This is a genomic window from Ancylomarina sp. (assembly GCF_041555295.1).
GTDB lineage: Bacteria > Bacteroidota > Bacteroidia > Bacteroidales > Marinifilaceae > Ancylomarina.
This window is the reverse complement of sequence record NZ_JBFFKR010000008.1, coordinates 1-13,514: the sequence shown is the minus strand read 5'-3', so window position 1 is coordinate 13,514 and position 13,514 is coordinate 1. Positions and strand designations below refer to the sequence as shown.

At 37.2% G+C, this 13,514-nt stretch carries 11 protein-coding genes; 9 read left to right on the top strand and 2 right to left on the bottom strand.

What is annotated here, in order from left to right; genetic code table 11:
• Positions 1–130: 130 nt before the first annotated feature.
• Positions 131–1,129, bottom strand: a complete 999-nt coding sequence (locus ABY905_RS01580) for a hypothetical protein (protein ID WP_372639733.1) — start codon at positions 1,127–1,129, stop codon at positions 131–133.
• A 268-nt stretch (positions 1,130–1,397) separates the two neighbouring features.
• Here ABY905_RS01580 and ABY905_RS01575 point away from each other — a divergent pair, with 268 nt between their 5' ends.
• The 8 genes from ABY905_RS01575 (at position 1,398) to murB (ending at position 10,986) form a co-directional block, all read left to right on the top strand.
• Entirely contained in the window at positions 1,398–2,246 is an 849-nt protein-coding gene (locus tag ABY905_RS01575) for a S1 RNA-binding domain-containing protein (RefSeq protein ID WP_372639732.1), read from the top strand.
• A 76-nt stretch (positions 2,247–2,322) separates the two neighbouring features.
• A complete protein-coding gene (locus ABY905_RS01570; RefSeq protein WP_372639730.1) occupies positions 2,323–3,915 on the top strand; it encodes a dipeptidase in 1,593 nt (530 codons plus the stop codon).
• 167 nt (positions 3,916–4,082) lie between these two features.
• Entirely contained in the window at positions 4,083–4,559 is a 477-nt protein-coding gene (locus tag ABY905_RS01565) for a nuclear transport factor 2 family protein (RefSeq protein ID WP_372639728.1), read from the top strand.
• A 367-nt stretch (positions 4,560–4,926) separates the two neighbouring features.
• Positions 4,927–5,277: a hypothetical protein gene (locus tag ABY905_RS01560; RefSeq protein WP_372639726.1), complete on the top strand. Its 351-nt coding sequence runs from the start codon at positions 4,927–4,929 to the stop codon at positions 5,275–5,277.
• Between the two features lie 141 nt (positions 5,278–5,418).
• On the top strand, positions 5,419–7,776 hold the full coding sequence (locus ABY905_RS01555) for a TonB-dependent receptor domain-containing protein (protein WP_372639724.1): 2,358 nt from the start codon (positions 5,419–5,421) through the stop codon (positions 7,774–7,776).
• A gap of 211 nt (positions 7,777–7,987) precedes the next feature.
• On the top strand, positions 7,988–8,734 hold the full coding sequence (locus ABY905_RS01550; protein ID WP_372639722.1) for a transporter: 747 nt from the start codon (positions 7,988–7,990) through the stop codon (positions 8,732–8,734).
• 175 nt (positions 8,735–8,909) lie between these two features.
• Positions 8,910–9,938 (top strand): low specificity L-threonine aldolase, encoded by a 1,029-nt coding sequence (locus tag ABY905_RS01545; RefSeq protein WP_372639719.1) that lies wholly within the window; start codon positions 8,910–8,912, stop codon positions 9,936–9,938.
• A 34-nt stretch (positions 9,939–9,972) separates the two neighbouring features.
• Positions 9,973–10,986, top strand: coding sequence for a UDP-N-acetylmuramate dehydrogenase (gene murB, locus ABY905_RS01540; RefSeq protein WP_372639717.1), 1,014 nt, complete (start codon positions 9,973–9,975; stop codon positions 10,984–10,986).
• Between the two features lie 76 nt (positions 10,987–11,062).
• Here the strand turns inward: murB and mltG are convergent, their stop codons facing one another.
• A complete protein-coding gene (mltG, locus tag ABY905_RS01535; protein WP_372639715.1) occupies positions 11,063–12,133 on the bottom strand; it encodes an endolytic transglycosylase MltG in 1,071 nt (356 codons plus the stop codon).
• Positions 12,134–12,315: 182 nt separating this feature from the next.
• Here mltG and ABY905_RS01530 point away from each other — a divergent pair, with 182 nt between their 5' ends.
• A complete protein-coding gene (locus ABY905_RS01530) occupies positions 12,316–13,443 on the top strand; it encodes a M14-type cytosolic carboxypeptidase (RefSeq protein ID WP_372639713.1) in 1,128 nt (375 codons plus the stop codon).
• Positions 13,444–13,514 lie beyond the last annotated feature (71 nt).

The window sequence follows — 13,514 nt, the reverse complement described above, 5'->3', positions numbered from 1 at the left end:
CTAAAAAATTAGCCTGCTGGCAATTATAGATATAATGGTGATTTATGAAGTCTGATTTCTGATCGATATAGATGACAAAAAAAAATCCTCCTAAACATCAACTTACGAGGATTTACATCTGTGTTTACAGCTAAGCTAAAAGTCCCACCTGTTGCTTCAAAAGCTCGTCATACTCAGCCATTGTAGGTGTAATAAATTCGTGTATCACAGTATGGGGTCGTACCATTTCGACAATCTCTTTCACACGAGAGCTTTGGAAGGGTAAATGTTGATCGATCTTAAGCACATGATTTCTCGCTGATGAATATTTTTCGCCGTGAGGTAGATTTGTCCAATCGGCAGGTAAGCCATTTCGAATTTGTTGCATTTGATATTCACCAGATAAACTTAAATTCAAATGCATGGATTTAATTCTCCCCCTCACGCCAACCGAAAGCTGAGATAATTTCTCGAGAACAAAATCAACCGCCTCATCTTCACAACGCAGCTTCGGATTGGTGTTCATCAAATGACCTGTATCCAGAACCAAATTCCATTGATCGAAGTTCAAGCTACCAGCAAAGTCATCTGTCACTGCCGAGTTTCCAAAGTTCAAACCCGGCCACCAAAGATTCTCAATACCAATCACACAAGGCGGTTCCCCATTAGAGAACTCCTGAGCTGTACGATTCAATAAATCTGCAAAATTTCGCAAAACCTCCTCATCCGTATAAGTAAACTTGCGAGTAAAGGCATGTTCTAACTCCACATGAGCCGCATGCATCACTGCTTGTTTCGGTTGAAATTCAGCTGCTAACTCCCACAATTTCTTCTGCGTGGCAATCATTTCATGCTGATTGCTCCCTCCACAGCAATATTGAATATGATCGGCTGACATGGGTGGAAAATAAGCTTTCAAGCCTTGCTCCCCTTTTCGCCAAACATCAAGCCAGGTAATCCAAAAAGGCAGATGAATGCTCTTCACAATTTCCTTGGGAATATTATTTGATGCAGACTCGTAGCCAATCAATAATTCAAGCCCATCAGCCTCGCTAACCTCTATATATTTTTTCAGACCTTTCCATCCACCTTCCAAACGCTTTAAGTCAGATGGATGCACTGAAAAATCCACTAAATTATCATAAGTCATATTTCTTGCTTTAATCAGTCCAAAAATAGAACATATTTCGAAGCTTCCCCCTCATCAATTCAAAAAATGGAGTTATCCCTCACCCAAGATCCTTTTGTTATCTAACTCGAATACTAAAAAAGGAATTAGTCAAAAAATCTCGCAAAAGATGCGTACTTTTGAGCTCTAATTCCTATTTCTAAAGTAGGATTGAAATCAAGATGAAAAATACAGAGCCTGGTGAATTCAGAAACTAGAGCCGATGTACCACATACTAAAACAAAGAAACGTGAGTTTAATTGGAAAATATGCCGATCTAAAAGTTGCCAAGTTGGTCGACTTTGGCGTTTACCTGCTAGGTGAAGACGAAACCGAAATTCTATTACCAATCCGATACGTACCAGAGAACACACAGCTGGACGATACCATTAGGGTTTTTATCTACCGCGACTCGGAAGATAGAGTGATTGCGACTACTGAAAAGCCTTATGCAATTGTAGGCGAATTTGCATGGTTAAGGGTTAAGGCTGTAACTGATGTGGGTGCCTTTCTCGACTGGGGTTTAATGAAAGATTTACTTTGTCCATTCCGTGAGCAGAAAATGAAAATGGAGGAAGGTCGTAGCTATTTGGTCTACGTTTATGTAGATGAAAAAACAGGCCGTATTGCTGCCACTGCTAAACTAGAACAGATTATAAGTGATTTAAATGCTGAATTTACTGAGGGACAAGAAGTAAGTATCATGATTGGCCATCAATCAGATTTAGGATACTCTGCCATTATCGATAATAAGGGTATGGGTATACTTTATAACAACGAGATTTTTGGAGCCATTCGCGAAGGTGATGTTTACAAAGCTTGGGTTAAGAAAGTCCGTGAAGATGGTAAAATCGACCTTAGCCTGCAGCAACAAGGCTACCACCTTGAGGTACCTAGAGTAGGCGAAGAACTATTTGAAATACTCAAAAAAGAAAATGGTTTCCTACCCTTAAACGACAAGAGTTCTCCTGAAGAGATTTACGACAACTTACAGATGAGTAAGAAGAACTTTAAAAAGGTAATCGGACTACTTTACAAACAACGCATAATTACCATCGAAAAAGATGGCATACATCTGGTTAAACCAGAAAAAGAATAGAGAACATGAAGAGACAATAGAAGGATGAATCATCTTATTATTGTCTCTTTTTATTACACAACAAACTAACACAATCATGATTCTTAAAAGATTAAAATCACTGCTACTTATCGGCCTATGCTTTGCTTCAGCAACAAGTATGGCTCAGGATAAATCCGATTGGCAAAATGGTGTTCCTGAAGGCTGCACCACTATTACTATAGGTAAAACTGCAACTTTCGATGGTTCAGTCATCACATCTCACACCGACGATAGTCACCGTACACGTGCATGGATGTCTGTAACACCAGCTAAATCTCACGACAAAAACAGTAAGTTCGAACTTTTCGAACGTTCAGCATACGATAGCTTGCGCATGCCAACTTATCAGCATAAAAAAATTGGTGAAATCGATCAGGTTTCTAAAACGTATCAATTCTTAAACACAGCTTACCCATGTATTAACGAAAAGCAATTAGCTATTGGCGAATCAACTTTTGGTGGTCGCGAAGAATTGTATTCTGAGGCATGTATAATCGATTGTCAAAGACTTCAGCAATTAATGCTAGAGCGTTGTACAACGGCTCGCGAGGCAATTAAAATGGCTGATGAGTTATTAAAGAAATATGGATGGAGAGATTTTGGTGAATGTTTAACCATTGCTGATAAGCAAGAGGTCTGGCATTTCGAAGTTGTTGGTCCTGGTAAAGGTAAAGTGGGTGCCGTTTGGGTTGCTCAACGTGTACCTGATGATCATCTTTCAGTTAATGCCAATGGATCAACCATCAAGGAAATTGATTTGAAGAATAGCGATTACTTTATGGCTTCTGAAAATATTTTCGAACTAGCCAAAGAGAATGGCTGGTACAATCCTATAGAAGAAACTTTCCGTTGGAACTATGCTTACGCTCCTAAAAGTCGTCGTTCTATAGCATCTCGTCGTAGAGAATGGCGTGTGCTTTCAATGGCTGCTCCATCATTAGATCTTGATCCAACTGCTAAAGATTACCCTTTCTCTGTAAAACCTGATGAGAAGGTAAGCATGGATAAATTGGTAGAGATCTTCAAAGATTACTACGAAGGAACACCTTTCAACTTTGTAAAGAATATCAAGCAGGCTGATAAAGATGGCAAAGAAGCTATTTCTCCTTTTGCAAACCCATTTATGCCTTACGGAATGAATCGCCTTTTTGGTGTAAATGGTGGCTGGGGTGAACTTGGCGAGCGTACAATCGCACGTTGGTACACTATGTATGCAACCATTATACAATGTCGTAGCTGGATGCCTGATGATGTAGGTGGAATCGTATGGTTGGCACAAGATAATGTGGCCACTTCAATTTATATTCCTGTTTATGCCGGAACCACTGACTTAGCACCTTCTTATAAAGTAAAAGCTCGTCGTTTGGGTTACACTCGTAAATCAGCTTGGTGGGCTTTCAACCGCCTAAGCACTCTTACTGCACAGCGCTGGGGCGATATGCGTCACGATGTGGATAAGGTCTTTGTGCCTTTGCAAAAGCAATATTTCGAAGAGCAGGCTAAGGTCGATGAGCAATACTTATCATTGAGTAAGCGTAAGCGTCGTGCCTTCCTAACCAATCGAAGTATCGATCTTGGAACCGAAGTCGTTGAAAAAGCATGGGAAATTGGTGATGGTCTTTGGACTAACTATGACGAGAAGTTTTAATTCTCTTCCTACATAAAATACAAAAGCAGCTTTCGAGCTGCTTTTGTATTTTATATGCCCTATATAAGCACTTCATTTTGATCCACATGTCAATTTTTAATCATCAATATGTTTTGTTAAATTAGTATCTTCAAAATCAAACAACATTAATCAAAACCTACTACACGATGAAAAAACTTATTTTAGCAGCGATCTGTTTCATATCTGTATGCTCGATTTCATTCGCTCAGGATGATATTCAAAAGGAAAAAGAAAGCATTAAAATGGTCATACAAGATGCTTATGTTGACGGTTTATGCAATAATGCTGATGAAGTTGCTGTAAACAAAGGCATTCATCCAGGCTTTAATCTGATTGGTGCAGGAAAAGGCAATACAATGTGGAAGCATCCTATCTACAACTGGATAGAAAGTGCTAAAGAAGGCAAAAAGAAGCATAAATATGCTTTCCAGGACGAATTTACAACCATTAAATTTTTATTCGTTGATGTTACAGGAAACGTAGCCGTATCAAAAATAGAATTCTACGAAGGTGGTGAGAAAAAATTCATCGATTACCTATCGCTTATTAAATTTGAAGATGGTTGGAAAATAGTAAGCAAGATATTCTATTCTATCCCCAAAGAGAAAAAAGGAGAAGCATAAATATTTATCATAGAAAATATTCCAGAGCCTTACGAAAGTGAGGCTCTACTTATTTTTTAGCCTCAATGAAATTTGCAATAATGAGGAATTCAAATATACTTCCTCTAAAAAATAAGATCTACAAATAGCTCTCGGCTAGTTTTTCAGTAGAAACAAATTTTCTCACCCCAAAATATAATCACAACAAAGGCGATTATAAATCGCCAACTTCAAGCCCTCAGATAACATATCTGAGGTAGCTGCTTTAAACTAAAACATACAACCTAAGACACTTAGCCTTTAATACGGAAAAAGAGGTAAATATTAATGATAACATTTCATCCAAAATCTTTTATTTAGATTCAATTTAAATTACATTTGCCTCTGAATGGAAAGAGTAAGACACGATATAAAAGCACTATCCTACTTGGGTATGGGTATAATTGGACTATTAATTATTAATAGTATCCTATTTACTCACAGCCAAACTTTATCTGATGGGTCAGTTGTAATTCATGCTCATCCTTACGATAAAACAGAGACTCCCCCTGCTAATAACAAGCATCATGAAAATGAACTTCTGATTTTAAATTCTATCACCTTATTATTCTTTCTTGGTTCAATAGCCTTTAGCTTAAAAGGCGCTTGTGTTTACTTCGAAAAAAAACGCCTGCCGCAAATAGAATATATCAACGTTTTAGTATTGCGCAAATTTGGTAGAGCTCCCCCTGTACAATAATACACTCTTATTTAAAACAAAATCAACAAAGGATAATAGTATGCCCATAAATGTATACTAAATAGAGATCATTCATCCTTTTCACTCTTAAAGAATCATCTTAAAACCTAATATCAGAGATAATTACATGAATACACACATATGAAAAAATACATATTCGGACTAGCCTTATTACTTATTACTCAACTTAGTTTTAGCCAAAAGAAACACAACGATGCCGTTATTGTTGGCCATGTTGTGAGTGAGGGAGAACATATCCCTTTTGTTAATATTATTGTAAAAGGCACAACCATAGGCGTTGCAACTGACGCAACAGGGCATTATCGCCTAATTGATCTTCCACTAGGAAAACTAACAATTATGGTTTCCGCCTTGGGTTATAAAAGCCAGGAAAAAACCATTATTACAAAAGCCAATAAAACAGCAGAAGTAAACTTTAATATCGAAGAGGATGCACTAGGAATTGACGAGGTTGTTGTTACCGGCAATAAAGGTGCGAGTAAAAGAACTGAATCTCCTGTTATTGTAAGCTCTATATCAGCGGGTCTATTTGCCGTGAGTCAATCTACGGTACTCAGCGAAAGTTTAAATTTTAGTCCTGGCTTGAGAATGGAAACTAACTGCCAGAACTGTGGTTTCAATCAGGTACGCATGAATGGCATGCAAGGCCCCTACTCTCAAATCCTAATAAACAGCCGACCTATTTTTAGTGGTCTGGCTGGTGTATACGGACTAGAACTGATACCTACCAATATGATTGAAAAGGTTGAAATTGTTCGTGGTGGAGGCTCGGCTCTTTATGGTAGTAATGCCATAGCAGGTACCATCAACATGATTCTTAAAGATCCGCTTAACGACTCATACGAGGTCGGTACAAGCTCTAGTCTTATTGGTGTTGGTGTAGATGGTTCAGATCATCCCGCCTTGGATTATAACGTCAATTTTAATGCTTCTGTGGTTTCTGATGACTACAAAACAGGCCTTTCGGTTTATGGTTTTTATAGAGACAAAGAAGCGTTTGATGCCAACAATGATGGCTTTTCTGAACTGACACAATTAGATAATACCACAGTAGGAACTCGTTTTTTCCATCGCTTTGGTTTTAGGGGTAAGCTAGCTATCGATTTCTTCCATATCAACGAAGAACGACGCGGTGGAAATAAATTTAACTACCTACCTCACGAAGCAGATATTGCTGAACAATTGGAGCATAAACTTACAACAACGGCTATTTCGTACGATCAGTTTTTCAGGGATGAAGATAAGTTATCGATTTACGTATCAGGACAGAAAGTAGATCGTGCATCCTACTATGGTGTTGAGCAATCACCTTCAGACTACGGACAAACCGATGATTTCACCTACAATATGGGAGCTCAGTACAATGCCAAATTCGTGAATTCATCACTTGTGCTAGGCTTGGAGCATACCAGTTCGTCCCTGGAAGATAACAAATTAGGTTATTACGATTATCAAAACGATATACATACCGACAATAAGTTAATCTCTGATCAAACAAGTAGCACATCTGGTTTGTTTGGACAATACACTTACAAGTTTGCTAAACTTAGTTTATCTCTTGGAGGCCGTTTAGATCATTACGACATCAAAAATAATACGAATAAATTGGAAGATGATAATAGTGACAAAACTGGAAATGTATTTAGTCCCAGAGTCAATATCCTATATGATATCATTCCAAACTTACAATTCCGTGTTAGCTATTCACAAGGCTATAGAGCGCCGCAAATTTTTGATGAAGATTTGCACATCGTTTCATCTACAGCACAAAGAATCATCCATAAAAACAGTACCAATCTAAAGAAAGAAACCAGTCATTCTTATATGTCTTCCTTAGATTTTAATACGAAGATTGGATCGACTCAAATAGGCTTCCTGGTGGAAGGTTTTTATACTCAATTGAATGACGCCTTTGTGAATGAAAAATCTGATCCTGATGCAGATAAAGTGGTTATTTATACGAGAACAAATGCAATAGATGGTGCTTTGGTTTATGGTATCAATACAGAGCTTAATATTGTTCCTTCAAGCAATTTCAGTCTGACTGCCGGCTTTACCTCTCAGAAAAGTAAGTACGAAAAACCTCAGGATATTTCGTTCTCGAAAAGAGAATTTATGCGCACACCAAACAACTATGGTTTCGTTACAATAGACTGGGATTTTAAGGATAAATGGTGTTTCTCTGCTACAGGAAATTATACTGGAAAGATGTATGTTCCTTATTATGGAAATACAATTGCTGATCCTATCAAAGGCGAGTTGAGAGAGAGTTCAGCTTTTACCGATCTTGGGGCTAAAATAGAATACACTACAAAGTTGAATGGAGCAGACATACAAGTTTGGGGCGGGGTCAAAAATATTTTCAATTCCTATCAAGATGACTTTGATAAAGGGGTTGACAGAGATCCAACCTACATCTACGGTGCTGGTAGCCCAAGAACTATAAGTATTGGTCTTAAAATTGGAAATCTTCTATAGGGATATACACTATTAAACGGATTAAAGGTCACAACATTAATAAATGTTGTGACCTTTTTTTTATAGACTGAATTCAAACAAATCAAACTTAAACCTTTGGCATTGAGCAATATCCTTTTACAAACCCTTCCTAATTCTTAATATTTTTGCCTTATCAGATAAAATCGTAAATTAGTGATACGCTTAACAATAATCACCTAAATTTGTCCCAATGATTAAAAAGTGTACACTTATAATTGTTTTACTTGTCTTCTGTCTAGGAATAAAAGCCCAACAAATAGTCACAGACAGACCAGATCAAACTGAATCATCAACAACTGTTCCGCTTAAAAGTCTACAAATTGAGAGTGGTATCCTGTTTGGCAATTATGAAAATGGGTTAATCAAGCAAACTTTAATTCCGTCAACATTATTGCGATATGGACTTACAAAAGGCATCGAACTTCGATTTGTTCAACAATTCGAAAACATTAAAAATGATGTGACCTCACAAAGTGATTTTGGCATTAGCGATTTGGAAATTGGAGCCAAAATTCAACTCTTAAAAGAAGAGCTTATTAATACTGAAATTGCATTTCTTTCACACCTAATATTACCCACAGGCTCAGAAGCATTAACTATTGACAAATTTAGGACTATCAATAAGCTTGCAATCTCACATGCACTAGATAACAAATTGGGTTTGGGTTACAATCTGGGATATCATTATTTTAGTGAAGGTGATGGTAACTTAACCTATTCTGCAGCTTTAGGAATTGGTTTAGGAGAGAAATTTGGAACCTATATCGAACTCTATGGCGAGTATGCCGAATTCACCGATTGGGGAACAAACTTCGATTCAGGTTTAACTTACCTCGTTAAAAACAATCTACAACTAGATATCTCCTTTGGACTGGGACTGAATCACAAGATGCATTATTTCTCACTCGGATTCAGTTGGAATATAAGTAAGAACTAAGACATTTTTAAGAATTTTATATTAAAAAAAAGAACCCTCTTCTAAACATTTTAAAGTGTAGAAGAGGGCTTTCTTTTATCTGCTTCAAATTTCACCAAGTATCCCACCTTCTCTTTGCAGAATAAAAGCTATTTTTAGCTTCTCTAAAAAAGCTAATCATTTAAACACAATAGACATGAATAAACGAGGATTTGCCAGCGACAATTTTTCAGGCGTTTTACCAGAAGTAATGGAAGCCATACAGAAGGCTAACTATGGTCATTCAATGGCCTATGGAGGTGATCCTTATACGGCATCTGCCATCGAGAAATTCAAGCAATTGTTTGGTGAAGATATCGATGTTTATTTTGTTTTTAATGGCACTGGAGCTAATGTTATTGGCTTATCAACTTTAACTGAGTCATGGAATTCAGTAATTTGCCCATCTACAGCTCACGTACAGGTTGACGAATGTGGTGCCCCGGATAAGTTTACGGGCTGTAAGTTTATTCCAATTGAGGTTACTGATGGTAAACTAACACCTGAGTTGATAAAAACACAACTTCACGGTTTTGGTTTTGAACACCATTCACAACCTAAGGTTATCTCAATAACACAATGTACAGAGTTGGGTACTGTTTATACACCCGAGGAAGTTAAGGCAATTTGCGATTTGGCACATGAACACGATATGTATGTGCATATGGATGGTGCCCGATTGGCTAATGCAGTAGCGAGTTTAGATGTTGATGTGAGAGAAATCACCAATAAAGCGGGTGTTGATGTTTTAAGTTTCGGTGGAACAAAGAATGGGATGATGCTGGGTGAAGCGGTTATCTTCTTCAATCCAGAGCTTTCAAAAAATTCCAAATATGTGCGTAAACAAAGCATGCAGCTTTATTCAAAAATGAAATATATTGCCTGTCAATTCGAAGCTTTATTGACAGATGACCTTTGGTTAAAAACGGCTCGCCATGCTAATAGAATGGCTGGCCTTTTAGAATCAGAAGTTCGAAATATTGAAGCGATTAAAATCACTCAGGAGGTTCAAACCAATGGTATATGGGCCATCATTCCTAAGGATAAAATCGAAAAGCTTCAAGAAGAATATTTCTTTTGGGTTTGGGACGAGCACGCGGGTGAAGTCAGATGGTTGTGCTCTTTCGACACCACCGAAGAAGACATTAAAGGCTTTGTTGCTTTATTAAAAGAACAACTTAGCTAATCACAATTATTAATTGCAAATCACAAATTGCTAAATGGCTATTCTACACGAAAATTATTCTTTAAAAACCTATAATACTTTTGGCATTGATGCCGAAGCTGATTATTTTTTCGAGTTCGACACGATTGATGAAATCAAGTCTTTTCTCGACGACAATTCGCTTGATAACATCAAATATCTGATTCTTGGGGGAGGCAGCAACCTGTTATTCACAGATGACTATGACGGTTTAGTTCTTCATCCTAATATCAAAGGCATAGAAATTGTGTCTGAGAACGAAGATACTGTTTTAGTGAAAGCTGGCGCTAACGAAAACTGGGATGAGTTTGTAGCTTGGGCTGTAACAAATGGTTACGGCGGGATCGAGAACTTATCTAATATTCCAGGAGTCGTTGGTGCAGTTCCTGTTCAAAACATCGGAGCATACGGTGTAGAAGCTTCTCAGGTTATTGAAAAGCTAGATGCCATATCGATAGAAAGTAAAAGACAAGTTGAGTTTCAAAAATTCCATTGTGAGTTTGACTATCGCGATTCTGTATTCAAAAATGAATACAAGAATCTTTTTATTATTACTCATGTTTATTTCCGATTGAGTAAAAAACCAGAGTTCAACCTGGAGTATGGCGCTATTAGTAAAGAACTTGAAAACTACGATGAAGTTAATCTAAAAAACATCAGAGAGGTTATTATCAAGATCAGAGAATCAAAACTACCCGATCCTGAAGTGATTGGTAATGCAGGCTCTTTCTTTAAGAACCCAATTGTGAATACTCGATTCGCAGAGAAAATATTAGCTGAATTTCCTGATTGTCCAAATTACGAGGTGGATAACACAAACACCAAACTAGCTGCTGGCTGGTTAATCGAGCAATGTGGCTGGAAAGGAAAACAAGTAGGGCAAGCTGGCGTACATAAAGATCAAGCACTCGTACTAGTTAATCTAGGGGATGCGAAAGGTTATGAAGTGCTTCAACTAGCCAATGATATAAGGAAGTCAGTTCTTCTAAAATATGGCATCAAACTTGAAATGGAAGTCAACGCAATTTAAATCGATAAATGATATACAAAAAATGAGTGATTAGCAATAATCACTCATTTTTTTTGACCTTCCAGCCCTTTAGATCTTATTCAAATATCTTCTGTAAATTCAATGCACGTTGATACCTTTCAGCATTCTTATTGTGCTCTCTAAGGCTACGAGCAAAAATATGGTAACCATTAAATTCCGGACTGGCACAGAAATAAAAATATTTATGCTTTTCACAATCTAACACTGAATCTAAACCAGAGATAGAGGCTTGACGTATAGGTCCAGGAGGTAATCCTGCGTATTTATAGGTATTATAGGGTGATTTGATAACCTTATGCTTATTGAGGACTCGACGCATTGTAAAATCTCCCCAAGCAAACTTCAATGTTGGATCTGCATCAAGTTTTATACCTCGCCTTAAACGATTCACATAAACACCTGCTACCCTGGCTTTCTCGTCCTCTTTAATGGTTTCCTCATCAACAATAGAAGCCAGTGTACTAACTTGAATAGGCGTTAGATTCAGCTCGGCTGCCTTTTTCATTCTATCTACATTCCAGAATTTCACGTACTCTTTATACATGCGTTCTGTAAATGACTTGGGAGACATATTCCAATAAACCTGATAAGAGTTGGGAATGAAAAGCCCAATAACCGTTTCAGATTTAAAGCCAAAAGGTTTTAAGTTGGCCTCATCCTTCAAAAAGTTCAAGATACTCAGAGAATCAGCCTCAATTTGACGGCCAATTTTCCCAGCAAACTCTTCCAGAGTACGAGTATTGTTAAAAGTTAAATTAATAGGGGCTTGATCCCCTGATCGTAAAATATTAACCAGATTATTATTGCTAATACCATCTTCAATTCGATATCGTCCCGGTTTTATTAATTCGCCATAATGTTTCTTATTCATTACCCACTCCAATGAAGATAAATTGACCACACAATCACTCTCTTCAAATAAATGAAGAACCGATTGCATATCTGCCCCAGACGGAATATGAATAAACAATTCAGTTTTCTCACCCAAATCGATATTCGATGAATAGATATTACGGTAGTATTTCAACAAAACTGTTCCAACCACAACAAATAAAATAAAAATGGCAATCAGTCCATATTTTAATTTTTTCGATTGAAGTTTCTCTAGTCTAAATAGATTGATCATATTTCTTTATTTTTCGGGTCGTAAGCTTATCCACAAATTTATACAAATAATTAAGTTTATCAATAAGAGTATCCATTTAGGCTCTTTAGATTTTAAGCAGAAATAAAGACAAACTATAGGTGTAAGTATACAAATAAATTATCTTTGGTTATCGATAAAAAACGACAACAAAAACACTCAATATGAAAATCAATTCAAATTTTGATAGTGGTAACATCAAAGTGATAGATTGCACCACAGCTTCAAATATTCAGTTAGAAATCAATAAAGACACGAATTCTGATTTCTTACAATGGTTCCACTTCCGATTACAAGGTGCGCAGAATCAGTCTTGTAAAATGCGTATCATGAATGCATCAGAAGCATCTTATCCTGACGGATACAAGGGCTACAATGCAGCAGCATCATACGATAAGGAAACTTGGTTTAGAGTTCCTAGTAGCTACGATGGAAAAGAATTGGTGATTGAACATACTCCGGAATTCAACTCAGTATTTTACGCTTATTTTGCACCTTATAGTTATGAGCAACATCTTAACTTGGTTCACAATGCTCAGCTTTCACCAGAGTGCGAACTCGTATCAATAGGTGAAACAGTTCAAGGGCGAGATATCGACATGCTTATTGTTGGAGAAGAATCTCCTGAGAAGAAAAAGATTTGGGTGATTGCACGTCAACATCCGGGTGAATCTATGGCAGAATGGTTCATGGAAGGTTTCCTGGGAAGAATTCTAGATGAAGATGATGCTGTCTCAAGAACTCTATTGAGCAAAGCGGTCTTCTATATTGTTCCAAATATTAATATCGATGGTAGTATTTTAGGTAATTTAAGATCGAATGCAGCTGGTGCCAATCTAAATCGTGAGTGGGCTGAGCCGAGTCTTGATTTTAGCCCCGAAGTTTATCATGTTCGCAATATGATGGATAAATATGGTTGCGATTTAAATATCGACATTCATGGTGATGAAGACTTACCTTATAACTTTATTTCAAGCATCGAAGGGATCCCTTCTTTTGATGAAAGATTAAAAAATCTTTTAGAAACATTTACGGAATCATGGAAGACCTCATATCCTGATTTTCAAGATACTCATGGCTACCCGAAGAACGAACCTGGCAAGGCTAACTTAGCAATTTGTTCAAAACATATTGGCGAACGATATAAATGCTTATCTTTGACGGTAGAAATGCCATTTAAGGACAATAATGATCTACCAGATCCTGAATTTGGATGGTCTCCAGAGCGAAGCATTTTATTTGGAGAATCGATATTACACCCAATTTTACAGGTGGTTGATCAACTAAGATAATAAAGACATATACACTCTGTATATTACTCAGAGAATGCCACATCTACGCTTCCTTGATGTGGCATTTTCGC

Excerpts from the sequence above, each read along its gene's own strand:
- ABY905_RS01580 (WP_372639733.1), bottom strand. The coding sequence starts at position 1,129 with ATGACTTATGATAATTTAGTGGATTTTTCAGTGCATCCATCTGACTTA.
- ABY905_RS01570 (WP_372639730.1), top strand. The coding sequence starts at position 2,323 with ATGATTCTTAAAAGATTAAAATCACTGCTACTTATCGGCCTATGCTTT.
- ABY905_RS01565 (WP_372639728.1), top strand. The coding sequence starts at position 4,083 with ATGAAAAAACTTATTTTAGCAGCGATCTGTTTCATATCTGTATGCTCG.
- ABY905_RS01560 (WP_372639726.1), top strand. The coding sequence starts at position 4,927 with ATGGAAAGAGTAAGACACGATATAAAAGCACTATCCTACTTGGGTATG.
- ABY905_RS01555 (WP_372639724.1), top strand. The coding sequence starts at position 5,419 with ATGAAAAAATACATATTCGGACTAGCCTTATTACTTATTACTCAACTT.
- ABY905_RS01550 (WP_372639722.1), top strand. The coding sequence starts at position 7,988 with ATGATTAAAAAGTGTACACTTATAATTGTTTTACTTGTCTTCTGTCTA.
- ABY905_RS01545 (WP_372639719.1), top strand. The coding sequence starts at position 8,910 with ATGAATAAACGAGGATTTGCCAGCGACAATTTTTCAGGCGTTTTACCA.
- murB (WP_372639717.1), top strand. The coding sequence starts at position 9,973 with ATGGCTATTCTACACGAAAATTATTCTTTAAAAACCTATAATACTTTT.
- mltG (WP_372639715.1), bottom strand. The coding sequence starts at position 12,133 with ATGATCAATCTATTTAGACTAGAGAAACTTCAATCGAAAAAATTAAAA.
- ABY905_RS01530 (WP_372639713.1), top strand. The coding sequence starts at position 12,316 with ATGAAAATCAATTCAAATTTTGATAGTGGTAACATCAAAGTGATAGAT.